The sequence below is a fragment of the Rhizobium sp. MHM7A genome (assembly GCF_005862215.1).
GTDB lineage: Bacteria > Pseudomonadota > Alphaproteobacteria > Rhizobiales > Rhizobiaceae > Rhizobium > Rhizobium bangladeshense.
Genome location: NZ_VCHT01000002.1, coordinates 729,189 through 753,614 on the forward strand (window position 1 = coordinate 729,189; position 24,426 = coordinate 753,614).

A 24,426-nucleotide genomic window follows, 5' to 3' on the forward strand; every position below is an offset into this window, starting at 1 on the left:
GCGCTAGACACGGAGCGCGATTGTGACACAGGTGAGGGATACCAGGCCGGCAATCCACATCACGTCCACGGCATCCTCGCACTGCACGCCATAGGGACAGCCGCGGTCGGCGTAGTCTGCCCACGCCATCAAAGCGCCGATCCCGGAGAGGAAAAAAGCCGGCATTGTGCAGGCCAGACCGATCACCATCAGGAAGATGGCTGCCGTTCCCGGAACGGCGTGTGATCGCCGTGACCTATTCATATCCGTTTCTCATCTCGGTTATCGGTCGTTCCGATCGGGAGTGACTCGGAGCGACACGTCTCCTCCTCAATCCAGAAGAGAGGACCGTAATGCTGCTCGGGGAAGTGTCAATAGTGGAGCTGCGAGCGAATAAGGTCAGCCGCGGCTGACGCTCCGGAAGGCCGCGACAATGCTCTCCGCCGCCAACCTTGCCTCGTCCGCGGTGGTCTGGAAATTGATGACGGAGAGGCGCAGGACGTCGCGGCCGCGCCATCTGGCGCCGCCGGCGAAGAGGGTGGCCTCCTCGCGGATCTTTTCAATAGTCTTGCGGGTGATCGCGTCGCTTTCGTCGTCCGGGCGGTCAGTGGCGAAGCGGAGGATGAACTGGTTCAGTGTGACTTCGTTCACGATGGTGATGCCGGATTCGCGCTGGAGATGCTCGGCCAGCAACCGGGCAGAGGCGCAGCATTGGTCGATGAGGGCGGCTATGCCGTCGCGGCCGAGATGCTTCAGCATCGCCCAGGTGGCGAAGCCGCGGGCGCGCCTGGAAAGCTCCGGCACGTAATGAGAGGGGTCGCGCTCGCCCTCTGATGCAAGCGGAAGGTAGCTCGCGGCAATCGTCATGGCACGGCGGTGGGCAAGCTCGTCGCGCACGATCGCATAGCCGCAGTCATAAGGCGTCTGCAGCCATTTGTGGCCGTCGGTCGCCCAGCTGTCGGCGGACTCGACGCCGCGGCTGAGATGGCTGAATTTCTCCGATGCCTGCGCCCAGAGGCCGAAGGCGCCGTCGATATGTACCCAAGCGCCTTTTTCTCGAAGCGCCGGGATCAAGCTCATAAAATCGTCGAAGCCGCCGGTATTGATCTGCCCGGCCTGGAGGATGGCGATGCAGGGGCCGACGACCGGGTCAAGCGCGCCGGTGAACGCGGCCGTGTCGATCCGGCCCATGGGGTCCGTCGGCAGGCGCAGCACGCGGTCGTGGCCGAGCCCAAGGAACTGAAGCGCGGAGAAGACGGTCGTGTGGGCGTCGTCTCCGATCAGCACGGTGATTTCGGGCGCGCCGAAAAGGCCCTTGGCGTCCGCATCCCAGCCGGCCTTGCGCAGCACTTCGCCTCGGGCGGCGGCAAGACAGGTGAAATTGGCGACCGTCGCTCCTGTGACGAAGCCGACAGAGCTTTCGGCCGGCAGCTTCAATATATCGAGAAGCCATCGCGCCGAGACGGTTTCGACGGCGGCTGCGGCTGGGGCGGCGGTGTGGTTGCCGGCATTCTGGCCCCAGGCGCTGGTCAGGAAATCGGCCGCGACGCCGACCGGATGAGAGCCGCCGATGACCCAGCCGAAGAAGCGCGGGCCGGTCATGAAGTGCAGGCCGGGCTCGGCGCCTTCGGCAAGCTGTCTGATGACATCGGCCATCTCGGCGCCGGCAGCCGGCAGCGGCTCGTCGAAGGTGGCAAGCGAGGCGGCATAGTCGTGCCGAGGCACATGGCGGGCGGGCGCGCGCTCACGAAACCCCGCCGCAAGCCGGGCTGCTTCCTGAAACAAAGATGCGATTGCCGACATGCGGGTCCCTCTCAGCCGAACGCCCGCCGGTCCTCAAGAGGACCGCCTCCAAACGAGCTGTCGGCGCCGGTAGTCTAAAACCTTTCCCGGCCGTGTTGAAGGGCTCAAATGGTGGCGGAGGATCGGCCGGCTGGCGGCAAGGGTGGCTGGGCTTTTTCGAGGATGACAAGCAGCCAGGCGACGCCGGCATCCATCAAGGCGACCTTGGGAAGCACGGCATTGATGCGGAACCGCGTGAGCTCCAGCGGCGCGTCGACGCTTTCGAGACCGAAGCGCGCCGCATGCATGGCGGCAAAGCGCCTCGGCAGGGCGCAGAGCAGGTCTGTCTCGGCAAGGATTGCGAGCGCGAACATGAAGTTCGGCACGGTCAGCGCGACGCGCCGTGTGCAGCCGAGCCTCGCCAGCGCCTCGTCGACGAAGCCGTGAGGATCCCCGCCGAGCGAGACGACCAGATGCTGCAGCTCGCAATACCGCGCGAGCGTCGGCTCATCGGTGAAAGCATGGCCGGCGCGCATTGCCACGACGAAATCCTCGTCATAAAGCCCGCCCACATGAAAGCGCTCAGGAATGTGCCCGGTGGGGATGACCGCGATATCGGTCACCCGGTCGTCGAGATCAGCGAAGGCGCCGCGCCAGGCGCGCTCAGGCCTGGTCTCCCCCGGCGTCGGCAGCAATTGGCGGATGCTGATATCGATGCCCGGCGCCGTGCGAGCAAGCTCGCCCAGAACAGGCGCCAGCAGCACGGCGGAAATGCCGTCAGGGGCGCCGATGGTGAAACGGCGCGTGGAGCTGGCGGGATCGAAGGGTTCGGCGGCCGACAGCACCTTGCGCACGCGGGCGAGCACATCGGCGATCGGCGCGGAGAGCTCCAAGGCGCGGGCCGTGGGCACGACGCCCTTCGGCGTGCGCAGGAACAGCGGATCGTTCATGAGCCGCCGCAGGCGGCTGAGGCCGTGGCTGACGGCCGAGGAGGTGAGGTTCAGCCGCTCGGCCGCGTGCCCGACATGTCGCTCCTCCAGCACCGCCTCGAAGAGAACGAGGAGGTTGAGATCTGTGCGGGAGAGGTCAACCAAATTCAGCATATCGCTGAAATCATATCATTGGATTCAGCATGGCTGAAGTGGGATCGTCCGGCGGCGGCGTAAAGGGCGTTCGCATCGCTCATGGAGCAAGCTCATGTCATCAAAATCCAATTCAATACTGGCCGAGGCCGATCGCCGCTTTTCCGGCGCGGGCAACGAAGGTTTCGTCGTCAATCATGCGTGCGCCGAACTCGTCTGCCGCACGGCCGAGGCGAATGCGGCGTTGATGCGCGGTGATATTGAAGCCTATCGCGCCCTCAACCCGCATGCGGCCGATTTCACGCTGATGTCTCCCTTCGGCGGCCGGCCGACGCGTGAGGCCGAACTGACCGAGGAGCGCTGGCAATCCGTCGGCCGCTTCTTTGCGAATGGCAGTTTCGAGCAGGAGGTGGTGCAGGCCTATGGCTCGGCCGATATGGTCGTACTTGCCGTCATCGAGCGCTGCAGGGTCGAAGTCGGCGGCCTGCCGATGCAGGACTGGTCGCTGCGCGTCACCCTGGTCTATCGCCGCGAGGGCGCAGAATGGCGGCTGGCGCACCGCCACGCCGACCCGCTTGCCAATGGCATCAGCCTGGAGCAGGCAGCGGCGCTGACGGCTTCCTGAAGCATGTCTGACAAAACCATGCAGCGGTTTTGATTCAGAGACATGTGAAAGATCTACAGCATATCCCCCAGGCTCCAGTGGTTGCTCCAGCGGGCGTCGATTTCGTCGTCGACGTTCTGGTAGCGGATGTCGGTGGAAAGGCGCAGCCGCCGGGCGCCGTCCTCGTTGGTGGTGGCGGCGTGGATCATGTAGGGGGAGTGCAGCACGACGTCGCCGGCCTCGTAATCGGCGGCGAGCCAGCGGGTGTCAAAGCGCTCGGCCATGTCGGGCAGATCCTTGGAGATCCAGCCGCCTTCGGCCATGTGGCTGTTATAAGCGCTGATCCGCTCCTCCGGCGAGAGATCGCCGCTCTTCGCCTGAAACTCGGCCTCCATGCTGCGGCCAAGCGCATGCGAGCCTTCGAGATAGACGAGGCCGCCCATCTCGACAGGGGTGTCGCCGATCGGGATCCAAGCCGTCACCAGCCGGCTGGTGCCGCCGCGGAGGTAGACGAGGTCGTAATGGGCGGGCGTCACGGCCGCTGTGCCCGGCTGGACGTAGCGCATCAGCTTGCGTTTATGGAGATAGGAGATGCCCTGGAGCAAGGCGTCCATGAAGTGCACGAGGCTCGGCTGGGCGCAGAAGCCTTCATAGGCGGCGGAGCGGACGATCGACATCAGCCGGCGGTTGGCGAGGTTCCAGTCGACGCCCTCGGTGGCGGCGATGCCGAGTGCCAAATCATGGCCGGATGCCAGCAGGCCGGTGTCGGCGAGGCGGGTGAAGACCCAGCGGCGAAAATCGATCACTTCGGGGCGCGGCAGAAGGCCCTTAAGCCAGACATAACCATCCTCCTCATAGCGGCGGCGGATGGATTCGATGCCGATGGCGGGATCGGTCGGCGCGAGCGCGCCGAGCCGTTCGGCGGGAATCGTTTTGCCATGGGCGACGAGGGGTGTTTGCAGCGTTCTCTTCCCGGCGGCAGTCGCGGCAATTGACATTTCATCCATCCACAGCTTGATTTCACCTGTTACCAATTAGCTCGCCGTGCGGGCCAATAGCCATGGAGGAAAACTGCAGCTGGACTTTTCGCTCATGAGGCAAGCCGAGGCCATCTATCGATCTTCCCTTGCTGTGGCCGGCGGGCTTGCCATCACCGGCAGCGGTACGCAGCATGCCCGCCATGCGGTGAAGGACCGGAGACTGCCGAGTTTCGCGGCCGTGCTGGTGGAGCGCGGACAGGGATTTCTCGAAACCGCCGCCGGCGGCCGCCAGCGCGTGGTTGGGCCGGCGCTCTTCTGGCTGTTTCCGAACCGGCTCCATTCCTATGGGCCTGACGAAGCCGGCTGGGACGAACGCTGGGCGCTGTTCGAGGGCTCGTTCACCCGCGATTTCGTGCGGATGCGGCTGATCGCCGAGCGCCATCCGCTCGTCGCGCTGCGCCATATCGAGGAGATGGCGCGGCTCTTCGGGCAGCTTCATGCCGATCTCATCGACGACAGCCATCTCGGCCGGGCCTCCGCGGCATTGGCGCTGCATCGCATCGTGATCGCGGCTGCGCGGCAGGCGGGCGCCGCTGCTGCTCGCGAGAGTGCGACGGCGACCGGCGATCTCATCGAGACGCTCAGGGGCAGGGCGCTGCGGCCGCTCGACCTTGCGGCTTTTGCCGCCGAGTACGGCATATCGCCGGCCACGCTGCGGCGGAAATTCATTGCCGAAACGGGCATGTCGCCCAAGGACTTCCAGCTTCGGGCGCGCATGGACCGGGCCAAGCAACTGCTCGCCACCACCGACGAAAAGATCGAAACCGTCGCCGCCATGGTCGGTGTCGCCGATCCTTTCTATTTCTCGCGTGTCTTCCACGAGCGAGAGGGCTGCAGCCCCCATGACTTCCGGATGCGGTACAGGCGAGGTTGAGCTGCTACCGCCAGGGTCCCGCCATTTGTAGGGATATTGAAGATAAATCCAGCATTACGGGAGATGTTGCGCATTTTTCGCCAATAACTGTTTATTCTATGCTGTTCATTTCTGAAATTTACCAGGCTGCGCTAAAATCTATTGCCTTCTCTGGAAGTATCCATCAATGATGTGCGAAATATCATTCGCGCTGCTGTCAAGGCCGCTCTGTCGATCAGCGAGGGATATGCACTGAAATATTTCATTCTCTATGCGCTCGTGTGCTCGGCGGTCGGGATAGTTCTTCTCGTCGTCATCCATCAGATCGCGCCGTTCCAGATGGAGAGGCCGAACGATCAGGCGACCTTCGAACCGGCAGAGCAGCCGGATGATCTGGTCGTGCGATCGACTCGCGAGCCGCCGGCGAGGGCGAGTGACCAGCGGCCAACCCAAGAACCAGCCGTCCGCACCGATCAATGGGATCTCCGCCCAACCGGCGAGCCGACTGTCCGCAAGGGCGGCCGGGTGGGAACTCCGGCGCAGTGATGGTGGATGGTATCGCCCTTGTGTTTTGACGACGGAGGGCGCGCCTGCCTCGTTCTTCGAGGCTTCTTTGGGGCACCTAAGGATGAGGGTCTCTTGAGGCTTTTTCCTTTACTGGCTTACCGTGTGGCTCTCCTTTTGTCCTGCCGGGCATCTCCCCACAAGCAGGGAGATCGGCTGGGCGATGGTTTCCCCAACCAACCGTCGTATGATTGTTTCGCTACGACAGCGAGGGAACGGTGCTGCAGCCTCTTGCCAATCTCCACTCTTGTGGGGGAGACGTCCGACAGGACAGAGGGGGTGACCCATAGCACATCCATCCAAGCTCATCCTGAAACGCGCATCCTCCGCAACCAAACGTACAGGGACGAGGTTCTCTCGAGCCTTGGCGCGCCGCGACGGGACAACAGAATCCGAACCCGACGCTTTCCCAATTGCATCCACTGCAGCCAACTGCGATGACATATCTCCAGTATTCCGGGAGGTCGCGATGAAGGCGGACGGCGTGACGATTAGGCTCATAGGGGCAGATGAAGTGCAGGCTTTTCGGCATATCCGCCTGGAAGCGCTTCGCGCTGAGCCGGCCTCCTTTGCCAGCCGCTACGAAGACTGGGAAAACCTGTCTCTCGAGGAGTGGCGCAATCGGCTGAAGGAGCCGGTTTTCCTTGCCTTTCAGGACGGCGAACCCGTCGGCATCATGGGCCTGTTTCGGCAGCGGTCGAGCAAGATGGCCCACCGCGCCACGATCGTCATGGTCTATGTCCGAGCCAAGCTGCGCGGAACGGGCCTTGCCGTCAGGCTTCTCAAGGCGATTTCCGAGCATGCGCGTGATATTGGCATCCGGCAGCTGGAACTGTTCGTCAATGCCGAAAACCCCGGGGCGATGCGTTTCTACGAGCGGCAGGGTTTTGTTGAGATTGGCCGCGTTCCCGGCGCCGTGCTGGAGGATGGGAGGGAGATCGACGATGTGATGATGGCGCGGCGGCTAGTGGGTTAGGCCGTCGCGGCGCGGTCGAGGTTTTGCAAAGGTAGTGAAATGCCGCAGTGCGCCTTGCACTCACAGGGGGAGCGCCCACCTTGCTCTTCGCGGCCCCTGCGTTCACCTCAGGGTGAGACTCTTTTGCTTGGGCGCGATATCTGTTTCTGCTGTTGCGGCGCGCCATCCCATCGCATTCCTCATGCTGCGGAGATCGCCGGAGGAAATAACGCTGTTCTGCTCCGTAGGTCTCGCCGGAACCGAAGTCGTCGCCTCGGCGATCCTCGATAGGTTGGGTGCGTCGGTGTAGGCTTTGCGTCGGGGGCTTCAGGTCTTTCTTTTCGTGCAGGTCATCGCCACGGCAGCATCTCAGGGGTCAGCCTCACCGGCGCTGGTGCGCGTTGAGGTAGAGGTGAAGTCGCGGTGCAGCCCCACCGAACCAGGCCATGCTTAGGGTTTGATTCAAGAACGTGCTTCAAGCCGCTGTTCACTCTGGCTGTTCCGCCCTTCTGCCGCCATACCGACCATATTGCTCATGCCAAGCCCCCTTCGCTTGGATGTCTGGCTCCTACCAGTTGCCGGGATCGGCGGTGTGATCGATGCTGGCGAATTCGTCAGCTTTGTTCCTGTCCAGCTTAATCTCTCTAGTCTCCTTCGTCTCGTCGGCGACCGAGTAACTGTCAGGGACGGGTCCTCTTGAAAGTTCCTGGTACACAAGCAAGGCCGCCTCCTCGGCGGTATCGGCCTCAATCTCGCGCGTGAGGGTAACGGTGAACTTGTGCATGGCTTCGGCCCTTTCGATTGGCGCGCAGAAGATGCGCAGGTTGGTCAGTCTGACACGCTTTTTGCGGCGAGGACACAGAAAGCGTGTCGTTCGGAATTTGATTCAAGCGATGGTTCCAGATCTTTGTTTTAATGGATGTCGGGTGCCGGGACCCGCCTGTCGTCGACGCCGTCCGCGGTCTGCACGTTTCGGCTGCGCTGTGGCAGCGTATCACCGGGTCGTATTGCGGGTGGACCAACCGAACAGGGCCTTCCGCGGAAATAGCCTGCACGGGCTGGAGAAAGGCGGTCTGCCTCTTATTTGAGTGGGAATTGCAAACCAAGAGGGAAGGACCACGCAATGGCAAAGAACACGATCTGCCTATGGTACGACAAAGACGCGGAGGATGCCGCCCGCTTTTATGCAGCGACTTTCCTGGACAGTGCAGTGGGAGCCGTCACGCGTGCGCCGGGAGACTATCCTGACGGCAAGCAGGGAGATGTGCTGGTTGTTGAATTCACCGTTGCGGGTGTCGCTTGCATCGGTCTGAACGGCGGTCCTGCATTCAAGCACAGCGAAGCCTTCTCGTTTCAGATCGCCACGGAGGATCAGGAAGAAACTGATCGCTATTGGAATGCCATCGTCGGCAATGGCGGCCAGGAAAGCGAGTGTGGCTGGTGCAAGGACAAGTGGGGCTTGTCCTGGCAGATCACGCCGCGCGTCCTCTCCGAAGCACTCTCGGCCGGTGGTGACCAGGCAAAGCGTGCTTTTGACGCGATGATGACGATGAGAAAGATCGATGTCGCAGCGATCGAGGCGGCCCGGCGCGGCTGAGGCGCCATTGCCTGCCTAAGCCGACAGAAGCCAGGCTGTCAGAACCAGAGATCGCGTACGCAGCGCCCGTCGGAGGGAAGGTCTTCGAATGTTTCCAGCCCGTCGAAATGATCGATGGGGAGATCAGCGACGAGCTCCGGCGGCGCAAGCCGTATGTTGACGGCCATGCGGCGGCGGCCGTCCTTTTGCAGGCGCAGACCGCGCCAGCTCAAGACGCAGGCGCAGGATGGGCAGAACAAGATTTCAAGAGACGACGCCTCCCTGCCGGAGCGGGTATAGGAGGCCGTCTGGCCGGTGAGCGCGATACGCTCTCCTTCGTAATCATAGGCCCAGAGCGTGCCGTAGCGCCGGCAGAGGGTGCAGTTGCACGCGGTGATCGAACCCGGATCGCCTTCTAGTGTCCAGCCCGCCTTGCCGCAATGACATGAGCCCGTCAGCATGAACGTAAGTTCAATTCCTGGTTCAAGCGCCGCATCCTGCCTCAATCGCGCAGCGACCGCAATTGCCATCAATATATCGCTTTCCTCGCACTGTCCCGGCTGACGGATCACGTAGCCCGATGAAAGCGGAATCCCTCGTGTCTATTCCACAAGCCCGAAGATCGGGCCGTAACCGCCGTGCCAGGAGCGGTCGTTGCGACCCAGTGGCGGATAGAAGAGTCCAACACCACGTCCACCATCGAGAAACAAGGCGTCGGGACATTTCAGTTGGTCGCGGAAGAGTCGCGCGAAATCGTGGAAATTGACACTGTCTTCGCTGATCGCGAAACGCACCGCGCCGCTTGCGCAGATGCCGACGCCGCTTCGGCGGGTTCGGTCTGTCGACCCGACGATGAAGATCGGGTTCAGCTTGCCGGCGATGACGAGCATTGGGCCGGACTGCGTGGCGAACCGCACTTTCGGGGCGCGCGTCAGAAATTCATCGGTCGGAAGTATGCCGGCGCCTGCTTCACCAAGAAAGAACACGCCGTTCGGCTTTTTGTAGAAATTCGGAACCTGACCGGCAGAGCCTCCGGCCTCTGCCGTATTGGCAGGTTTCAATTCCATGGCGTTCTCGACATATAGTCCCATCGGCGAGAAATCAGCCCGATACATTCCGGCGTTGACAGCCAAGGCTAGCGTTTTCCCTTCGGAGCGAACGGTTTCGGCAAGGCTTGAAAAACTGCGGTATGGTTCGCCATCGGGGCCTTTCCAGAACAGGCGCAGGTCGGATTTTCCCTCTCCCAGAGTGCAGACGACGTATGCCGCCTCTTCGAAAGTTTCCGCTTCGCACGGTTCGGCATGCGCTTGATGCAGGGATGTCGTCATTGCCGCCAGCATCATGGCCGCTGCGAGCACGCCTTGTTTGAGATAAGGGATTGGTGTCAGAGCAGTCATGATGGGACCCAAATTCCTATCGTGCGGCCGGTAACCCGGCTTTTCCTCGCCATCGGCGGCGCCCAGAATAGGAATTTCTGCCGGCACAGCAATGACTGTCGGCCGCGATTGGCATTCGATCATTCATGAAACGCTGAGGCTGTGTTCTGCCTTCCTTCCTCTTCCCCAGGGCAGAGCAGGAATACCGCCAGATGAACGGGCGAGGATGCCTCAAGGGCAAACCTTTCCCTTTACCATCCAATCGAAGCTGGGGACGTCAATCTACCAGGCAGTACGGGCGGTGCCGAGTGCTGTTGTATGAGAGGATGAGACATGGGCAACGTGCGCCTTGAGCGAAACGACGCAGTTTCCGGGAAAGCTGAGTTTGTGCACCATCAAGTGCTTCAGCAACGCCTCCGCGTCGCGCTTCTCGGTCAGCGGAAATGTCACAGTCATGCGAGTTCCTCCAACGAACCTACTTAGCACCTGCGGAAATTAATGGCTAAATTCTTTTGCGTCGCAACAAGAAAAATTGAAGGATAGAATTAAAATCGATTAACTTTTTGGTGGGCTGTTTAAAATCGTTTGAATTGTTTCGGTGTGCACTCGTGGAGTAGGTGGTTCGGCCGCGGGGACGCAGAGGAATTCGCCGAGCACGATCGGGTTGATGTCGACCACGATGCCCTCGATGAGGGCATCTGCAGATGCTTAGGATGGCGCCGCTGAGGTAAATCAGGCGCTCATTGCCTATTGCGAGCTGCCCAACTCCTGAGCCGCAGTCCGTTGAGCCTGATGAAGCCTTCGGCATCATGATGATCGTAGGCGATGGAGCTTTCCTCGAAGGTGGCGAGGTCGGCGCAATAGAGTGAGTAAGGCGAGGTGCGAGAGATGACCGAGGCGCTTCCCTTATAGAGCCTCACCGTCACTTCACCGCTGACGAAGGCCTGACTTCGGTCGACTAGGGCCTGCAGCATCTCCCGCTCGGGTGCGAACCAGAAGCCGTTGTAGATCAGCTCGGCGTAGCGCGGCATGATCTCATCCTTCAGATGTGCGGCGGCGCGATCGAGCGTGATGGATTCAATCCCGCGATGTGCGGCAAGCAGGATCGTTCCTCCCGGTGTCTCATATACGCCTCTCGACTTCATCCCGATAAAGCGATTTTCAACCAGATCGAGCCGCCCGATGCCATGCCGGCCGCCTATTTCGTTGAGTTCGGTCAACAAGACTGCCGGTCTCATCGCCTTGCCGTCCAGAGAAATCGGATCACCGCTCTCAAAGCCGATGGTGACGATCTCAGGGGCATCGGGAGCGTGGATGGGATCGACCGTGCGCCGGTAGATGTGATCGGGTGCGACCTCTGCCGGATCTTCAAGAATTCTGCCTTCAGTCGATGTGTGTAGAAGGTTGGCGTCGATCGAGAACGGCGCCTCGCCGAGCTTGTCGCTCGGCACGGGGATCCGATGCTTTTCGGCATATCCCAGAAGCTGCGTGCGGGAAAGAATGTTCCATTGACGCCAGGGAGCAATGATCTTCATCGAAGGGTCGAGCGCATTGACGGCCAGCTCGAAGCGGACCTGGTCATTGCCCTTGCCCGTTGCGCCATGGGCAACAGCGTCTGCGCCAACCTCCCGGGCAATGGCGACAAGATGCTTGGCGATCAGCGGCCGCGCGATCGAACTGCCAAGGAGATACAGCCCCTCATAAAGCGCGTTTGCCCGCAGCATCGGAAAGACGAAGTCGCGGACGAATTCCTCACGCAGATCAACGATGCGGATGTCCTTCGCTCCAAACGTTGCTGCCTTTGCCCGCGCTGGTTCCAGCTCTTCACCCTGGCCTAGATCGGCGGTGAAGGTCACCACCTCGCATCCGTAAGTTTCCTGCAACCACCTGAGGATGATCGAGGTGTCCAGCCCGCCCGAATAAGCGAGCACGATCTTCTCTATGTTTCCTGCCATCAGCCATCTCCACATTGATGCGTGGAACGATAGGCCAAATCATGCGCAAGAAGCTTGCGAAGATCTCCAAAAACTGCAAAAGTGAGGCATATTATGCCACTATGAGACGATTGTGAGCTATAAAATGCCGGTCATGATGGACGCGATCGACCGCCGTATTCTGCGCGTGCTGCAGCGAGACGGACGCATTTCGAATGTCGAGCTGGCACGAGAGGTAGGACTCTCACCCTCGCCCTGCCTGCGCCGGGTGCGCCTTCTGGAAGAGGCCGGGATCATCGATCGCTATGTCGCTGTCCTGGATCCGGCAAAGGTCGGGGCGGGGCTGACGGTTTTTGCCCGCGTCTGGTTCAAGACGCAGGATGCGGAGGTCACACTACGGTTTGCCGAGGCCGTCAGGCGGTTTCCCGAGGTGATGGAATGTTACCTGACGACTGGAGAATGTGATGCCGTACTTCGGATCGTCACTGCCGACCTGCACAGCTACTGGCGTTTCCAGGCCGACCACTTGACGCGCATTCCGAGCGTCCTCAGCGTCAAGACCGACGTGCCGATGGAAACGCTGAAGCGGAGTTTCGAACTGCCGTTGCGGTAGGGTCGCGTATGTATCGCACCAGCCATATAGGATGCCGCCGGTGGGCCTCGTCCTTCGAGGCTGCTGCGGGGCGCCCAAGGGGAGGCTGAAGCGGCGCGGACGCCGGCGAGCCGCCGTCCGCGTGCCGCAGTTGTGCTTTCAGCGCTGCGGCATAATCGGCGGCACGGATACCGTTTCGGCACTCACTCACTGGGCCGAGAAGAACATGGACGCGATCATTTGCGGCGCAACGCGCTTATGCGAAAGGTGTACCATTGACGGTGCCGGCGTCGGCCGCAGTATCTGATTGGGCCGCGGCGCAGGCGCTTCGTCGCCCGGCGGGGCAGGTGACGGCGCCTGAGCCATCCCGACGCCTCCTGCGCGGCGCATGGCATAGTCACAACACCTGGTACTGCTCGCCTATGCAGTTCTCATCCTGCGCAGCCGCGTTGCGCACCACCGCCATGCAGGCGCTACGACGTGGCTGACGACCGGGATGGTCGCGACCCCGAGGAGGATGCCGACAAGACCCGAGCCGGCAGCCTGGACCAGCCAGGAAATGACGCCGCTAACCGCCGGAATTGCATGCGCGGCGCGTTCCCCGGCATCGTGAAGAAGATGGCTCAGCCAGGCAAAGCCGAAGCTTTCGGCACCGTGGACGATGATGCCGCCGCCGACCCAGATCATCGCCGCCGTCCCGATGAGGCCAAGCACCTTGAGAAGGTAGGGCATGCCCTGCACCAGGCCGCGCCCGAGCATGCGCAAGAACGTGCTTCCCGGAGCGGAGGAAGAGCGTTGGGCAAGCCAGAGGCCGAAATCGTCAGCCTTCACGATCAAGGCGACGACACCGTAGACAGCGGCGGTGATCATAATGCCGACCAGGGCGAGAACCAGCGCCTGCATCGCTAGGCCGGACTCAGACAGGGAGCCAAGGGTGATCGCCATGATCTCGGCCGAGAGGATGAAATCGGTTCTGATGGCGCTCGCCACCTTCTCGTCCTCAAAGGTCTTGGGATCGATGCTGATCGTCTCGAGCGCATTCTCGTGGGCATGGGCTGCGTGCGGCATGACGAGTTCATAGACCTTTTCGGCCCCTTCATAGCAGAGGTAGAGCCCGCCGAGCATGAGCAGCGGCGTCACAGCCTGCGGCACGAGAAGGCTGAGGACGAGTGCGGCCGGCAGGAGGAACAGAAGTTTGTTCTTGAGGGAACCGATGGCGATCTTCGCGATGATCGGCAGTTCGCGCGCGGCAGCAAGGCCGGTCACATAACGCGGCGTGACGGCTGCGTCGTCGATCACGACGCCGGCGGCTTTGGCACCGGCTCTGCCCGCGTGGGCGACCACGTCGTCCAGAGAAGCGGCGGCCGCCTTTGCAAGCGTAGCGACATCATCAAGGAGGGCAATCAGACCGACACTCACAAGCAAACCTCTCATTCATGAACAATGGACGGCGACAATATCCAATCGGGCGACAGCCGGAAAGGGCACTCCGGATGGTCGCGGCGCCTGAAGGCCAAGTAATCGTAGGAAGCGTGCGGTTTCATTGCTGTTGCGCATAACCATCGGACGGCAGAGCGAGAGCTATCCTGCGGTGGGGAGAGAACGCGGACGAGATATGCGGGGGGGAGGTCGGCATTGTCGGCGAGGATGAGGGCACCCGGCCTCAGGCGGTCCTCCACCAGTTCCAGGATGTCACGATAGAGTCCCTTTCCGCCCTTCGAACGGCTGCGCATCCTTGTTCACGCCTTTCTTCGCTCCGAGTGTGAGGAAGCGGCGATGCGGAGGCGCTTCACGACGCCGCGCCGCTCTAACGGGATGCGCCGGAGGCGCAGGCGGCGAGGGCGTCAGGAGATCGGATTTTCGGGCTGTTCATGCAGGAGGTGCTGCCGTCGGTAACGGAGGCAAGCCGGGCGTTTGCCGGAGACCTGATCGTTACGACCCTCGCCACCGTGGGCAAACAGTTCTCCGAGATTCCCAGAAGTTTGGAGGATATCGAAGCCTATGCCGAGGCCATGGTCGACATGTTCGTTGCCAACCTTGAAAAGCTCTAATGCGGCGGGACAGGGTGAAACCCTGATAGTGGACCGCAACTCGGCGGATGAGAAGCCTTCCTTGATCCGCCGACGTCTCAATCCAACACCTGTTACGGCTATGTGTGCGGCAGAGATGATGGACAGATTTCGATATCTAGCGGTGGTCCAACTGCTTCGACAGTTCGGCAAGAAGTCTGTCCCGGGCGAGATTCATTTGAACGAGGTCTACGGCAGCGGCGATGGCGCGGCGCCCTTCGATGCTGTCGATGTCAAGCTTTTTCTCGCAGCACCATTGCCGAACGGCGTCGGTGACGATGGTTATTTCGCTGTCGTCGAGTGAAATAAACGACAAGAGCATCTTCGTACCCTCTATAAGGCGGCTAGAACACGATGGTCTCTCAAGCGGTCTTGCCAATGATCCGATGGGCCGATGACGCTTACTCTACGCTCATTCTGCAGCAATGCCAAAGCTATTTGGACATGTTTACTTCACGACAGGTCGAGGAACAGGAGTGCTGAGCATTATGTTCTGCGCAGTCTGGATAGGCGGTGTCGCAGAAGGCGAATGCCGAAAAAGGCGATGGCAAGCGGACGGGCCCTCTGAACTCCCCGCGTCGTCATTCCGGGCTAACCCGTAAGACTTCTGCTCGGCCGGGCTCCGCTCGATCCGCACGGACGAGCGTCTGCTATAATGCGCGACCCCGGTCGGTGGGCCTGTCTCATCCCAGGGCACGTTCTCGCGCATATGCAGGACAGCCGGCTCGTCCTGGTGCCGGATGAGTGTGCTTCCGACGCCGCTTACGACGGAGAGGTGGCCGGATTGAACCGGCGGCGCGGTTATTTCGCCAGTACGATATGTGTGGCCTTTTCGCTGGCGACATGCTCGGTGACGCGGAAGCCCAGCGCAGGAAGATCGATGTCTGCAAACATCGCCTCGCCCTTGCCGAGCACGACGGGCGAGACGGCGAAATGCAGCTCGTCGATCAGACCTGCCTGCAGATATTGACGGACGGTCGCCACCCCGCCGCCGATCTTCACATCCTTATCGCCGGCCGCCGCCTTCGCCTGATCGAGCGCCTCATGAATGCCGCCGGTGACGAAATGGAAGGTGGTGCCGCCCTCCATGACGAGCGGTTCGCGTGGATAATGGGTGAGGATATAGGTGGGGGCGTGATAAGGCGGGTTCGGACCCCACCAGCCCTTCCAGGCATCGTCGGGCCACTCGCCGCGGATCGGGCCGAACATGTTGCGCCCGAGAATGAAGGCTCCGAAATTGGCCATGGCACGGGACGCATAATCCTCGTCGATGCCCGACGAACCATCGTCCTTGCCCATCATCGCGCGGAAGGTGCGTGTGTGGAAGAACCACTGAAACAGTTCCGGCCCTCGCTTTCCGAGCGGATCATTCAGGCTTTGCTCCGGCCCTGCGCCGAAACCATCCACAGAAACTGAAAATCCTGCGACACGCACCTTGGACATGCCTTCCTCCATCTGATTGCTATCTGAAACTAGTTGTGTTCTCTCACGAGTGCTCCTATTATGCAACTGGTTTTTACAGGAGACGCCAGTGGATATAGAATTGCGGTCCGGCTGCCCGATCAACCTGACGATGGAAGTGCTGGGCGACCGATGGAGTCTGATTATCATCCGCGACATCATGTTCGGCAACCGACGGCATTTCCGCGATCTGCTCAATCATTCGGAGGAGGGGATCGCCTCCAATATCTTGGCGGCCCGGCTGAAGCGGCTTCTTTCGCTCGGCTTCATCAGCAAGCGCGACGATCCGAGCCATAGCCAGAAAGCAATCTATAGCCTGACGGAGCCGGCGATCCAGCTCGTTCCGCTCTTCGCCATGATCGGCGCCTGGGGAAGGCGGCACCTGCCGGTGAGCGAGGATCTGAGCATTCGCGCGCAGCTTCTCGAAGAGGGCGGGCAGCCGCTATGGGACGAATTCATGGAGGATCTCCGGCGAATCCACATCGCCGATCCGATCGGTGGGGCGAACGGAACTGTGACTTCGCCGGTGCTGGCGCGGCTGACGGCGGCGTTTCTGGAGGTGCGGGAGAGGATGGCGGCGGGGGCCTGACGGTGCGCTGACAAGAATGGCGAGCAGGAGCGGCCGAATGGACTATGAAACTGCGCATTGGGAGTGGAAGGGTTCGCGCCAAGGCGGTTAGAGGCGTGTCTGCATTTGGCGCTCGTAGGGTCCGCTCTCTGCCAGCGCTGGAGCGTTCAGCCAATGCGCTCGCTTCCGCGCCATCCTGATTACCCACAAAATGGGGTCAATATTCGCTGGCAGGTCGGCTACCGCGCCCACGCTCAGTGAACGTGAGCGGACTGATTGCCGCTCAACGCTAATCTATCAAGCCGATTCGTTCGTCCAAAGCGGCCTCCAAATAGAGCCTCGAATATCAAGTCCGCAGTCAATCAGTCGTCCGTGAACGCTAGGTAGTGTGCCTTTTGTGAGGGGTAATAATCCTCGAAGGACGGCAGCGTCTTGCCTTCGCGTGCGGCGACCAGCATGTCGAGATAGTACTCCCAGCCCGGCGCTATGTCGCCCGCGGCTTTCCGGTCGCTCAGGGGCTGCACGAAGCGCAACTCGGTCTTGTCGTTCGTCTGTGTCAACGTCAGTTCGATGCGCCACTCGCCATAGTCGTCCTTCATCGTGACGACCAGACGCCGAGGTGCCTCGCACTCCTCGATCATCAAGTTCGTCCACGGTTGACCTTCTTCATAACGCAATTGCAGGCGCACGACCTTTCCTGGGCCGGAGTCGCCTTCCCAACCACCGAACCAGAGCGCGGTGTGTTTGGAACTCGTCAGGCTTGTCCATACGTCATCAATGGGGGCGCGAAATGTACGCTTCAGGATGAGGTCGTTTCCACGAATGTAACCCGTAGGATCGGGAGCCATGCCGCCTCCTTCTTCTCCTTATCGCAAGTTGCGAGCTCAAAGCGGGCGCCGCAGGCGAACCATAAACGTCAAAACGGTTCTCGGTCTAGTGGGCACGCCTGCGTGGCATTCGGATCAATTCACCTTGCGAGCTCCAAATTGCCAGCAAACTATCGACAGCCTTTGTCCACGAGGGGATGGCGCAATTGAAATGCCCCATCGCCTTATCGGAAATGGGAATGAATGACCGCCAGTGGCGCATGAATAGTCTCCGCATCTTTACCTCACGAACAATAGAACCAGCGGCCCCGCCAGCATGCTGGCAAGGATGAAGGCGGAGAGGAGATAGGTTTCGAGGATGCGGAGGATGGATTTGAGGTGGGGCATTTTTGTCGTCCTCACTTGTGATGCCCGAACCTGCGACGCAACAATTGCAGCAGCATGACAGGCTGCCTTTCAAGTTCCGCAATGTTGCTGCAACCCTTGCGGCCGAAACCGGGGCGCAAGGAATGGTGGGCGATGCGGATTCTGTTGATCGAGGATGAGAGGGAACTGGCCGGGGCGCTGTCTGTGGCGCTTGGTAAGCATGGGATCGTAACCGACCACACGCTGCATCTGGGCGATGCCGTTGAGCTGACGCGGCAGAACCACTATGACGCGATCCTGCTCGACCGGCGCCTGCCCGATGGCGAGGGGCTGCGCTTCATTCCTGAGCTCAGGCGCACGGGCAAGGACACTCCGATTATCGTGCTGACGGCGCTGAACGAGCCGAAGCAGCGGGTGGAAGGGTTAGATCTCGGCGCCGACGATTATCTCGGCAAGCCGTTTCTGGTCGAGGAGCTCATGGCGCGGCTGAGGGCCGTGCTACGCCGCTCACCAAACCTCTCGGAGCTCAAGATCACTGCCGGGCGTATGGTAATTGACCCGCTGCATCTGAGCGTTTCCGTCGGCGATGTGCCGCTCGATCTGCCCCGGCGTGAGCTTCTGGTGCTCGCGGCCCTCTCCAAGCGCAAGGAGAAGACCGTTCTTCGCTCGACGTTGGAGGCGGCGGTCTACAATTATGAAGAAGAAATCCAGTCGAACGCGCTTGACGCGCACATATCGCGGCTGCGCAAGCGACTTTCCGATGCCGGTGCGGGGGTTTCGATCCACAACATTCGCGGCGTCGGCTATCTCCTTAGGGAAGAGTGATGACCGGGACGGGAAACGCCAATCCCTCGCTCTGGTGGCGGCTCAGCTGGCAACTGAGCCTCGTCTTCGTCGCCGTGGTGACGGCCGTCATCATAGGGCTCTGCTTCTACGCCGCGTCAATCCTCTCGCCGAATGTCGCATTGGAGGACCATATCACCGCCGTGCTGGCTCCAGCCGTTGCGCTCGATTCCGAAGGACGGCTTGAAATAGAGGATACGCCGGAACTTGAAGCGCTCAAGCAAGAGTATGACGGGCTGTGGTATGTCGCTGCCACGACGAACGGTTCTTTTGTCTCCTACGGCGCCATCCCCGCGGCCTATAGTGAACTTGCACCTCTGACTCATTTATTCGAAGGGGCCGATATCAGGGGATCGGACGGCACGGATGAGATCGCTTCAGTCGAGAGCGTCGAGACCGCGATCGGCCAACTGCGGGTGCTCTTCGGCGGTGTCGCGGACAAGGGCTGGCCTGTCTTTATGCTGATGGGTATCGCTTATCCGATCTATATCCCACTCCTCGCCATCGCCTTGCCCGCGGTTTTTCTAGCCGTTCCCAGGATCGTGGGGCGAGGCCTCGCCAGCGTCAGCGAGGCCGCTCGCAAGGCATCGGAGATCGAGCCGCGCCGCTACGATGCGCGCCTGCCGCTGGATGGCATTCCGAGGGAGGTCGCTCCGCTGGTGATCGCATTCAATGAGGCGCTCGACCGGTTGGAAAATGAGCACCGCAAACGGCAGCACTTCCTGATCGATGCGGCGCACGAGCTGAGAACGCCGATTGCGATCATGCAGACGCGGATCGATGGAACAGCGGAGGGGCAGAACCGGCGGCGATTGCTCGACGACGTCGCGCGTCTCGCCGAGACAGCCGAACAACTGCTCGACTTCGAGCGCAACGACCAGGCGACCGATCTGCATGAGACCGTCGATCTCGTCGCAATCGCCCGTGGTGTAGTGGCCGATCTCGCGCCGATTGCAATCGGTGGGGGCTACCAGATCTCGTTCCAGAGTGAGGTCGCGAGCCTGAATCGCCAGGGCAGTCCTTCGGCACTGCCGCGGGCGGTCAGCAATCTGGTGCGCAATTCCATCGACCATGGCGGCGGCAGCGGCATGATTACGGTGTCGGTGTCGGCTGCCGGCGGCGGGCGGATTAGCGTCGCAGATGAGGGGCCGGGCATTGCTGCCGAGCATCGGGACCTAGTGTTCGAGCCCTTCTACCGCGTCACCCCGAAGAGCAAGGGGGCGGGGCTCGGCCTCAGCCTCGTCAAGCAGATCGTGCTGAACCATGGCGGCGAAGTCCATATCGAGAGCCGTGCTGCCGGCACCGAGGTGGTGATCCGGCTCGGATAAGCCTGTTCCGACGGCCTGCGCGCCGGGGAAAGATGTAATGCTGCGGCAATTCTTGGCCGCCAGGTTCACCCGCAATCATCGGCGACGGAGGCCAGACAGCGTGCGCAGCAATCGATCAATTTCATTTTTCCCAAAAGCGGTTTCCAGAGCTTTTTCCCTGGCCCTGCCGCTGGCGCTTGCCGTGGCTGCGGCCGGCTGCAGCTCGGTCCCGCTCAAGGAGAGCGGGACGTTGACATCATACTCACATCTCGGCCCCGCAAAAGGCAAGCTGTCGAAATCGCGCGTCTATGTCGATGGTCTCAGTCTCGCTCCGATAAAGACGGTCGCAATCGAGCCGACAAGTTTCGCCTTCAGCGCCGCGTCGCGCGTCAAGTCGCTTGCCGACCGGGCGATGGTCTCCAATGCGCTCGACCGGGCACTCTGCATTTCGCTCAGCGACCGGTACCAGATGGTGGCGCCAGGCCAGCAGGCGGATCTGACGATCCGCTCAGTTGTCACCGACATCGTGCCGACCAACAAGACGATGGCGGGCGTTTCGACCGTGGTGACCGTCGGCACCGGCTTAGCGCTGCCGGTGGGCGTGCCGCGGCTGCCGGTCGGCCTCGGCGGGCTGGCGGTGGAGGCCGAGGCCGTGGACAAATCGGGTGCGCAGCGCGCGGCGATGGTCTGGGCGCGGGGCGCGAACTCGCTGCAGAACAACCCGCGCGTTTCCGAGGTCGGTGACGCTTATGGCCTTGCCGCGAAATTCAGCAGCGACTTTTCCCGCATGCTGGTTTCGGGCAAGGAGCCGAAGGGATTGGACCTTCGGCTTCCCTCGCGCCAGCGGATGAAATCCTGGCTCGGCGGAAAACCGAAATATGTCGCCTGCGATGCCTTTGGTCGCGAGCCAGGGTTGGTCGGGGCGGTGGCGGCAAAATACGGCGCGCCGCCGCAATGGACCGAGAAGAAGCCGAAGCCGGCGGCTGCCCATTGACCGAGCGCTCGGCCGATATTGCGGAGTAACGGCGAAACACTCGACGTGGTCATCTCGCATCAAAAAGCCCCGCATCTTCATGCGGGCCGACCGAGTTCGGGATCGGATTAGCGGCACTGACGGCGCGGGCCGTAGTACGGCTGATAGGTGTTGTCCCAGGCGCGGTAGGACCGATAGCGGCTATAGCAATATTCGGCATGGGAGCTGTAGGCGCGCGAATGATAGGCGCGCGGCTGCGAAGCAATGATGCCGCCGATGATGGCGCCTGCCGCAAGGCCACCTATGATAGCGCCGGTATTGTCGTGGCGCCGCCACCTGCGGTCATAGCGGCGGTCCCAGCCATAGCGGTCGCCCCGATAATAGTGGCGGTCGCGATAGTAGCGCCGGTTACCGTAATATCTGCGGCGATCGCCGTAGCGGGAGCAGACAATCGAGAACCTGCTGCAACCGACGTCATGATCCGGGCATCAGTATTTGCCGGCGCCGGCTCGGCCCCCGATTGAACCGGGTTGGGCACAAAAGCCGGGCCTGCCGCAGCGGGCGTTCCGGAGAAGGCCGTCGCTATCGACAGGGCAATGATGGCGAACCTGTTCATGTCATTCACCTTGAGTCACGCATGCGGCTAGAAATAGCGCGGATCTGGGAAAAAAGTTCATTCTGGAACGGGAGGACGCGGATCTATGTGCGTCTTCGCTAACGCAATCGGCTCTGCGGCCGGGACGCCCAGGCAGTCTCGCACGCGGCAGGGGTCCTTGCCCGCGCCGGAGGGGTGATCGAGGAAGAACTACTGACTCTCGGCCAACGACGTCCAACCGTGCCGGAATTCGGCAAGAAGTTCAAATTGCAAGTAGATACTAAACTGGTTCTTATGGAACCGGTGCTTCAATGCCTGACATCGGTGTCATCCTTAATGTCAGAAAGACTACTATGCAGCTCTCCAGAATTATCGGCCTTCTCTGTCTGTCCACGACGCTGGCGCTTGCGCCCCTCAACATCGTCTTTACCGATACTTCACCTGCCTTCGCAAAGGGCGGTGGTGGCGGCGGCAACGGCGGCGGCGGTGGTGGCGGTGGCGGTGGCGGTGGCGGCGGTGGCGGTGGCGGGAATGGAGGCGGAAATGGCGGCGGGAATGGCGGCGGCAGCCATAGCAGCGGCGGCGGGAAGGGAAACTCCAGCTCACGAGGAAAGGCTGAAAACGGCAGCAACTCAAATAAGTCCACCGGCAAGACAGGCAAGGCAAATACGACCAAGCAGGCTGTGACCACCAAGGGCGCTGCCAAGAAGCAGACTGCCGTCAAATCGCTCGCGGAAAAAAAGGTGGCGAAGAAACCTGCGGCGCAGCTTGCCGGTCTCAATTCCTTGAAGCGTAATTTCCATGCGCTTATGAAGACTGCGGATCCGCGCATGGCTGCGATCGCGGCGTTCAGTACCGCTTACGCTCAATATGAGCTGACCAATGGCGTTGCTCCGCCAGCCGACGATCCGCTGCTCGGTGATGCGGCGCTGTCGGCAGCGCTTGCTGCCGCGACCAAGACAGGCACGGTCACTCCGGAAGCTCTGGGCTGGGCAAAGGATACACTCGGCGTCGGAACGGCTGTTGGCACGATTGACCGGATGCGGGAGACCATAGCGGCGCAGGCGGTGGAGACCCCTGCAACGGAAACCGAGACCGGCGATACCGTTGCTGGGAGCGAGACGACAGATCCCGCGGCGACTGCGGAAACACCGGAGGCCGACACCGACAGCACAGAAGAAGTATCCGGAACGACCGAGTCCGACCCGACTATCGATCCAACCGAAACCTCGGCAGCGACGAGCACAGAGGCGAACGGCCTCTGAGGCACCGGGCCAAATCGATCGTGAAGAGGATCAAGGGGAGTAGGGTCTGATGCGCGCCATCAGACTCGCTTGCCGCCGGCAAGCAGGCGAAGCTGGTCTTCATCATGCACACCCTGCCGATAAAGCTCAATGATCAAGGCGCCGAGACGATCGGCTTGTCCGCCTGATCTGTCAATATCGAGCCCGCTGCACAGGGCTTCATGCACACGCCTGCAAATATCGAGATCTTCGGAGGCGAGTGGTTCGTCACGCGTGCTGAACAGCTTGTCTGACATCGCAATCAGCCCCTTGGATGCCGTGAATCGCTATTGTGCAAGAAGATAATTTCGCAGCCTTTGCTCTGCAAGATGGGCGAACGTCCGAAATCAAAACAATATGAGACCCGCGGCAAGACACGGACCGGGAGCAGTTGAAACCGATGGCGCCACGGCCTGACGGAAGGCGTGAGCAGATCTATTTGACCGCGGGATCCTTGCCGCCCTGCTGCGACAGGCGCAGTTCTTTCAGCCGTTTGGTTTTTTCCCGCCGAGCCCGCTGCTCCGCCTCGATGGTTTCCTTTGCGGCTCGCTCGGTATTTTCGAAACGGTCCTGCCGGTAAGCCTTTGATGAGGGTTCACGTTCTCTTTTCATGGCCGCTAAACGCAAATCGACGAAAACGGTTTCATGATAAAACGGTTTTTGCCGGAAGCGGCGCAGTCGGCGGGCACCTCGTCAGCGCCCGACGAGAGGTAGGATCAGCCCTTGATAAAGGCCAGGATGTCGGGGTTTATGATATCGGCATGCGTCGTGCACATGCCGTGCGGGAATTTCTCATAGACCTTGAGCGTAGCATTCTGCAGGAGCTTGGACGAAAGCAGCGCGGAGTCGGCGATCGGCACGATCTGGTCGTCGTCGCCATGCATGACCAGGGTCGGCACGGTGATGATCTTCAGGTCCTCGGTGAAGTCGGTTTCCGAGAAGGCCTTGATACCGTCGTAATGCGCCTTGGCGCCCCCGATCATACCTTGACGCCACCAATTGTTGATAACCGGCTCCGAAACTTTCGCACCCGGCCGGTTAAAGCTGTAGAACGGACCGGCCGGCAGATCATGATAGAACTGGGCGCGGTTGGCCGCGAGCTGCCTGCGCAGGTCGTCGAAGACTTCGATCGGCAGGCCGCCGGGGTTGGCTTCGGTTTTCACCATAATGGGCGGTACGGCGCCGATAATGACGAGCTTGGCGACCCGGCCTTGCGGCTGGCCGTGGCGGGCGACATAGTGGGTCGCCTCGCCGCCGCCGGTGGAATGGCCGACATGGACGGTGTTCCTGAGATCGAGATGCTCGACGACGGCTGCGGCGTCGGCGGCATAATGATTCATGTCATGGCCGTCGCCGACTTGGGTCGAGCGACCGTGGCCACGCCGATCATGGGCAACGACGCGATAGCCCTTATCGAGAAAGTACAGCATCTGCGCGTCCCAGTCGTCGGAGCTCAACGGCCAGCCGTGATGGAACATGATAGGCTGGGCGCTCTTCGGCCCCCAATCCTTATAGAAAATCTCAACGCCGTCCTTGGTTGTGACTGTGTTCATCTCATGGCTCCTGGGGGTTGGGTGGATTGAAAATACTGCTACAAGTGGGATGGGCAGCGCCGCGAGCGCTGTGACGTCTTGGGGTTGGAATGGAATGATGATGTACTTATTGAATGCCCCGTTTTATTCTATTGATATGACAGAATTTTGCATGATCGTTTCTACGACGCTCGGTGCCCTTTTTAACCGGTCAATGCGAGGCTTGCCCGGCTGCTGCGCGCCGCAACATTCCTGATCCGGAACC

The 24,426-nt window shown here is 61.2% G+C and carries 27 protein-coding genes and 4 pseudogenes; 13 read left to right on the top strand and 18 right to left on the bottom strand.

Annotated features, from left to right (window positions below):
- Positions 1-3: 3 nt before the first annotated feature.
- The 3 genes from FFR93_RS11760 to FFR93_RS11770 all read right to left on the bottom strand — a co-directional run bounded on the left by FFR93_RS11760 (position 4) and on the right by FFR93_RS11770 (position 2,864).
- Positions 4-243, bottom strand: a complete 240-nt coding sequence (locus tag FFR93_RS11760; protein ID WP_138393336.1) for a hypothetical protein — start codon at positions 241-243, stop codon at positions 4-6.
- 135 nt (positions 244-378) lie between these two features.
- The gene (locus FFR93_RS11765; protein ID WP_138393337.1) at positions 379-1,782 is read right to left on the bottom strand and encodes an aspartate aminotransferase family protein; all 1,404 of its coding nucleotides are present in this window, start codon (positions 1,780-1,782) and stop codon (positions 379-381) included.
- Positions 1,783-1,886: 104 nt separating this feature from the next.
- A complete protein-coding gene (locus FFR93_RS11770) occupies positions 1,887-2,864 on the bottom strand; it encodes a LysR family transcriptional regulator (RefSeq protein ID WP_138393338.1) in 978 nt (325 codons plus the stop codon).
- 94 nt (positions 2,865-2,958) lie between these two features.
- Here FFR93_RS11770 and FFR93_RS11775 point away from each other — a divergent pair, with 94 nt between their 5' ends.
- Positions 2,959-3,468 (top strand): nuclear transport factor 2 family protein, encoded by a 510-nt coding sequence (locus FFR93_RS11775; RefSeq protein ID WP_138393339.1) that lies wholly within the window; start codon positions 2,959-2,961, stop codon positions 3,466-3,468.
- Positions 3,469-3,521: 53 nt separating this feature from the next.
- Here the strand turns inward: FFR93_RS11775 and FFR93_RS11780 are convergent, their stop codons facing one another.
- Entirely contained in the window at positions 3,522-4,445 is a 924-nt protein-coding gene (locus FFR93_RS11780) for a phytanoyl-CoA dioxygenase family protein (protein ID WP_138393340.1), read from the bottom strand.
- Between the two features lie 94 nt (positions 4,446-4,539).
- Between FFR93_RS11780 and FFR93_RS11785 the strand changes: the two genes are divergently transcribed.
- The 4 genes and pseudogenes from FFR93_RS11785 to FFR93_RS41380 all read left to right on the top strand — a co-directional run.
- Positions 4,540-5,361 (top strand): AraC family transcriptional regulator, encoded by an 822-nt coding sequence (locus FFR93_RS11785; protein WP_138393341.1) that lies wholly within the window; start codon positions 4,540-4,542, stop codon positions 5,359-5,361.
- 171 nt (positions 5,362-5,532) lie between these two features.
- A complete protein-coding gene (locus tag FFR93_RS11790) occupies positions 5,533-5,886 on the top strand; it encodes a hypothetical protein (protein ID WP_245296670.1) in 354 nt (117 codons plus the stop codon).
- Positions 5,887-6,373: 487 nt separating this feature from the next.
- Positions 6,374-6,880, top strand: coding sequence for a GNAT family N-acetyltransferase (locus tag FFR93_RS11795; protein ID WP_138393342.1), 507 nt, complete (start codon positions 6,374-6,376; stop codon positions 6,878-6,880).
- A 187-nt stretch (positions 6,881-7,067) separates the two neighbouring features.
- Positions 7,068-7,169 (top strand): annotated as a pseudogene (locus tag FFR93_RS41380) (ornithine cyclodeaminase family protein); the annotation flags it as partial.
- A gap of 258 nt (positions 7,170-7,427) precedes the next feature.
- On the opposite strand, the gene FFR93_RS11805 reads toward FFR93_RS41380, so the two are convergent.
- Positions 7,428-7,643 (bottom strand): hypothetical protein, encoded by a 216-nt coding sequence (locus FFR93_RS11805; protein WP_064705370.1) that lies wholly within the window; start codon positions 7,641-7,643, stop codon positions 7,428-7,430.
- A gap of 339 nt (positions 7,644-7,982) precedes the next feature.
- Here FFR93_RS11805 and FFR93_RS11810 point away from each other — a divergent pair, with 339 nt between their 5' ends.
- Positions 7,983-8,456: a VOC family protein gene (locus tag FFR93_RS11810; protein ID WP_138393343.1), complete on the top strand. Its 474-nt coding sequence runs from the start codon at positions 7,983-7,985 to the stop codon at positions 8,454-8,456.
- A gap of 38 nt (positions 8,457-8,494) precedes the next feature.
- Here FFR93_RS11810 and FFR93_RS11815 read toward each other — a convergent pair whose 3' ends face one another.
- The 4 genes from FFR93_RS11815 to FFR93_RS11825 all read right to left on the bottom strand — a co-directional run bounded on the left by FFR93_RS11815 (position 8,495) and on the right by FFR93_RS11825 (position 11,766).
- Entirely contained in the window at positions 8,495-8,896 is a 402-nt protein-coding gene (locus FFR93_RS11815; RefSeq protein ID WP_064705368.1) for a GFA family protein, read from the bottom strand.
- Between the two features lie 141 nt (positions 8,897-9,037).
- A complete protein-coding gene (locus FFR93_RS11820) occupies positions 9,038-9,814 on the bottom strand; it encodes a phosphodiester glycosidase family protein (RefSeq protein ID WP_171049173.1) in 777 nt (258 codons plus the stop codon).
- Between the two features lie 279 nt (positions 9,815-10,093).
- Positions 10,094-10,267, bottom strand: a complete 174-nt coding sequence (locus FFR93_RS40810) for a hypothetical protein (RefSeq protein ID WP_167358937.1) — start codon at positions 10,265-10,267, stop codon at positions 10,094-10,096.
- 284 nt (positions 10,268-10,551) lie between these two features.
- Positions 10,552-11,766, bottom strand: a complete 1,215-nt coding sequence (locus tag FFR93_RS11825) for an argininosuccinate synthase (RefSeq protein WP_138393345.1) — start codon at positions 11,764-11,766, stop codon at positions 10,552-10,554.
- A gap of 124 nt (positions 11,767-11,890) precedes the next feature.
- On the opposite strand from FFR93_RS11825, the gene FFR93_RS11830 reads away from it, so the two are divergent.
- Positions 11,891-12,358 carry an Lrp/AsnC family transcriptional regulator gene (locus tag FFR93_RS11830; protein ID WP_138393493.1) on the top strand — a complete coding sequence of 156 codons (468 nt, stop codon included), beginning with the start codon at positions 11,891-11,893 and terminating at the stop codon, positions 12,356-12,358.
- A gap of 399 nt (positions 12,359-12,757) precedes the next feature.
- Here the strand turns inward: FFR93_RS11830 and FFR93_RS11840 are convergent, their stop codons facing one another.
- Together FFR93_RS11840 and FFR93_RS41385 are read right to left on the bottom strand one after the other, a co-directional pair.
- Positions 12,758-13,756 (bottom strand): DUF808 domain-containing protein, encoded by a 999-nt coding sequence (locus tag FFR93_RS11840; protein ID WP_138393346.1) that lies wholly within the window; start codon positions 13,754-13,756, stop codon positions 12,758-12,760.
- 173 nt (positions 13,757-13,929) lie between these two features.
- Positions 13,930-14,052, bottom strand: a pseudogene (locus FFR93_RS41385) (O-methyltransferase); the annotation flags it as partial.
- Between FFR93_RS41385 and FFR93_RS11850 the strand changes: the two are divergent.
- Positions 14,048-14,388 (top strand): annotated as a pseudogene (locus FFR93_RS11850) (TetR/AcrR family transcriptional regulator); the annotation flags it as partial. The pseudogenes FFR93_RS41385 and FFR93_RS11850 overlap by 5 nt on opposite strands.
- A 136-nt stretch (positions 14,389-14,524) precedes the next feature.
- On the opposite strand, the gene FFR93_RS41390 reads toward FFR93_RS11850, so the two are convergent.
- Positions 14,525-14,728 carry a hypothetical protein gene (locus FFR93_RS41390; protein WP_138393347.1) on the bottom strand — a complete coding sequence of 68 codons (204 nt, stop codon included), beginning with the start codon at positions 14,726-14,728 and terminating at the stop codon, positions 14,525-14,527.
- 479 nt (positions 14,729-15,207) lie between these two features.
- Positions 15,208-15,849 (bottom strand): dihydrofolate reductase family protein, encoded by a 642-nt coding sequence (locus FFR93_RS11860; protein ID WP_138393348.1) that lies wholly within the window; start codon positions 15,847-15,849, stop codon positions 15,208-15,210.
- 88 nt (positions 15,850-15,937) lie between these two features.
- Here FFR93_RS11860 and FFR93_RS11865 point away from each other — a divergent pair, with 88 nt between their 5' ends.
- Positions 15,938-16,456 carry a helix-turn-helix domain-containing protein gene (locus tag FFR93_RS11865; RefSeq protein ID WP_138393349.1) on the top strand — a complete coding sequence of 173 codons (519 nt, stop codon included), beginning with the start codon at positions 15,938-15,940 and terminating at the stop codon, positions 16,454-16,456.
- Between the two features lie 341 nt (positions 16,457-16,797).
- On the opposite strand, the gene FFR93_RS11870 is transcribed toward FFR93_RS11865, so the two are convergent.
- Entirely contained in the window at positions 16,798-17,283 is a 486-nt protein-coding gene (locus tag FFR93_RS11870; protein WP_138393350.1) for an SRPBCC family protein, read from the bottom strand.
- A gap of 498 nt (positions 17,284-17,781) precedes the next feature.
- Between FFR93_RS11870 and FFR93_RS11875 the strand changes: the two genes are divergently transcribed.
- Genes FFR93_RS11875 through FFR93_RS11885 form a run of 3 tightly spaced genes read left to right on the top strand, consistent with a single transcriptional unit; the run spans position 17,782 to position 20,772 of the window.
- The gene (locus FFR93_RS11875) at positions 17,782-18,453 is read left to right on the top strand and encodes a response regulator transcription factor (RefSeq protein ID WP_138393351.1); all 672 of its coding nucleotides are present in this window, start codon (positions 17,782-17,784) and stop codon (positions 18,451-18,453) included.
- Positions 18,453-19,799, top strand: coding sequence for a HAMP domain-containing sensor histidine kinase (locus tag FFR93_RS11880; RefSeq protein ID WP_138393352.1), 1,347 nt, complete (start codon positions 18,453-18,455; stop codon positions 19,797-19,799). The genes FFR93_RS11875 and FFR93_RS11880 overlap by 1 nt, the downstream gene beginning before the upstream one ends.
- A gap of 37 nt (positions 19,800-19,836) precedes the next feature.
- Entirely contained in the window at positions 19,837-20,772 is a 936-nt protein-coding gene (locus tag FFR93_RS11885) for a DUF3313 domain-containing protein (RefSeq protein WP_138393353.1), read from the top strand.
- Between the two features lie 107 nt (positions 20,773-20,879).
- On the opposite strand, the pseudogene FFR93_RS11890 reads toward FFR93_RS11885, so the two are convergent.
- Positions 20,880-21,367 (bottom strand): annotated as a pseudogene (locus FFR93_RS11890) (BA14K family protein).
- A 332-nt stretch (positions 21,368-21,699) separates the two neighbouring features.
- Here FFR93_RS11890 and FFR93_RS40820 point away from each other — a divergent pair.
- A complete protein-coding gene (locus tag FFR93_RS40820) occupies positions 21,700-22,611 on the top strand; it encodes a hypothetical protein (RefSeq protein ID WP_171049174.1) in 912 nt (303 codons plus the stop codon).
- Positions 22,612-22,670: 59 nt separating this feature from the next.
- On the opposite strand, the gene FFR93_RS11905 is transcribed toward FFR93_RS40820, so the two are convergent.
- The 3 genes from FFR93_RS11905 to FFR93_RS11910 all read right to left on the bottom strand — a co-directional run bounded on the left by FFR93_RS11905 (position 22,671) and on the right by FFR93_RS11910 (position 24,182).
- Positions 22,671-22,886 (bottom strand): hypothetical protein, encoded by a 216-nt coding sequence (locus tag FFR93_RS11905; protein ID WP_064705359.1) that lies wholly within the window; start codon positions 22,884-22,886, stop codon positions 22,671-22,673.
- Between the two features lie 178 nt (positions 22,887-23,064).
- On the bottom strand, positions 23,065-23,241 hold the full coding sequence (locus FFR93_RS40825) for a hypothetical protein (protein WP_171049162.1): 177 nt from the start codon (positions 23,239-23,241) through the stop codon (positions 23,065-23,067).
- Between the two features lie 104 nt (positions 23,242-23,345).
- Positions 23,346-24,182: an alpha/beta hydrolase gene (locus FFR93_RS11910; protein ID WP_138393355.1), complete on the bottom strand. Its 837-nt coding sequence runs from the start codon at positions 24,180-24,182 to the stop codon at positions 23,346-23,348.
- Between the last annotated feature and the right edge of the window lie 244 nt (positions 24,183-24,426).

Coding starts and splice junctions, on each gene's coding strand:
- FFR93_RS11760 (WP_138393336.1), bottom strand. CDS start 243: ATGAATAGGTCACGGCGATCACACGCCGTTCCGGGAACGGCAGCCATC.
- FFR93_RS11765 (WP_138393337.1), bottom strand. CDS start 1,782: ATGTCGGCAATCGCATCTTTGTTTCAGGAAGCAGCCCGGCTTGCGGCG.
- FFR93_RS11770 (WP_138393338.1), bottom strand. CDS start 2,864: ATGCTGAATTTGGTTGACCTCTCCCGCACAGATCTCAACCTCCTCGTT.
- FFR93_RS11775 (WP_138393339.1), top strand. CDS start 2,959: ATGTCATCAAAATCCAATTCAATACTGGCCGAGGCCGATCGCCGCTTT.
- FFR93_RS11780 (WP_138393340.1), bottom strand. CDS start 4,445: ATGTCAATTGCCGCGACTGCCGCCGGGAAGAGAACGCTGCAAACACCC.
- FFR93_RS11785 (WP_138393341.1), top strand. CDS start 4,540: ATGAGGCAAGCCGAGGCCATCTATCGATCTTCCCTTGCTGTGGCCGGC.
- FFR93_RS11795 (WP_138393342.1), top strand. CDS start 6,374: ATGAAGGCGGACGGCGTGACGATTAGGCTCATAGGGGCAGATGAAGTG.
- FFR93_RS11805 (WP_064705370.1), bottom strand. CDS start 7,643: ATGCACAAGTTCACCGTTACCCTCACGCGCGAGATTGAGGCCGATACC.
- FFR93_RS11810 (WP_138393343.1), top strand. CDS start 7,983: ATGGCAAAGAACACGATCTGCCTATGGTACGACAAAGACGCGGAGGAT.
- FFR93_RS11815 (WP_064705368.1), bottom strand. CDS start 8,896: ATGCTGACGGGCTCATGTCATTGCGGCAAGGCGGGCTGGACACTAGAA.
- FFR93_RS40810 (WP_167358937.1), bottom strand. CDS start 10,267: ATGACTGTGACATTTCCGCTGACCGAGAAGCGCGACGCGGAGGCGTTG.
- FFR93_RS11825 (WP_138393345.1), bottom strand. CDS start 11,766: ATGGCAGGAAACATAGAGAAGATCGTGCTCGCTTATTCGGGCGGGCTG.
- FFR93_RS11830 (WP_138393493.1), top strand. CDS start 11,891: ATGCCGGTCATGATGGACGCGATCGACCGCCGTATTCTGCGCGTGCTG.
- FFR93_RS41390 (WP_138393347.1), bottom strand. CDS start 14,728: ATGCTCTTGTCGTTTATTTCACTCGACGACAGCGAAATAACCATCGTC.
- FFR93_RS11860 (WP_138393348.1), bottom strand. CDS start 15,849: ATGTCCAAGGTGCGTGTCGCAGGATTTTCAGTTTCTGTGGATGGTTTC.
- FFR93_RS11870 (WP_138393350.1), bottom strand. CDS start 17,283: ATGGCTCCCGATCCTACGGGTTACATTCGTGGAAACGACCTCATCCTG.
- FFR93_RS11875 (WP_138393351.1), top strand. CDS start 17,782: ATGCGGATTCTGTTGATCGAGGATGAGAGGGAACTGGCCGGGGCGCTG.
- FFR93_RS11880 (WP_138393352.1), top strand. CDS start 18,453: ATGACCGGGACGGGAAACGCCAATCCCTCGCTCTGGTGGCGGCTCAGC.
- FFR93_RS11885 (WP_138393353.1), top strand. CDS start 19,837: ATGCTGCGGCAATTCTTGGCCGCCAGGTTCACCCGCAATCATCGGCGA.
- FFR93_RS40820 (WP_171049174.1), top strand. CDS start 21,700: ATGCAGCTCTCCAGAATTATCGGCCTTCTCTGTCTGTCCACGACGCTG.
- FFR93_RS11905 (WP_064705359.1), bottom strand. CDS start 22,886: ATGTCAGACAAGCTGTTCAGCACGCGTGACGAACCACTCGCCTCCGAA.
- FFR93_RS40825 (WP_171049162.1), bottom strand. CDS start 23,241: ATGAAAAGAGAACGTGAACCCTCATCAAAGGCTTACCGGCAGGACCGT.
- FFR93_RS11910 (WP_138393355.1), bottom strand. CDS start 24,182: ATGAACACAGTCACAACCAAGGACGGCGTTGAGATTTTCTATAAGGAT.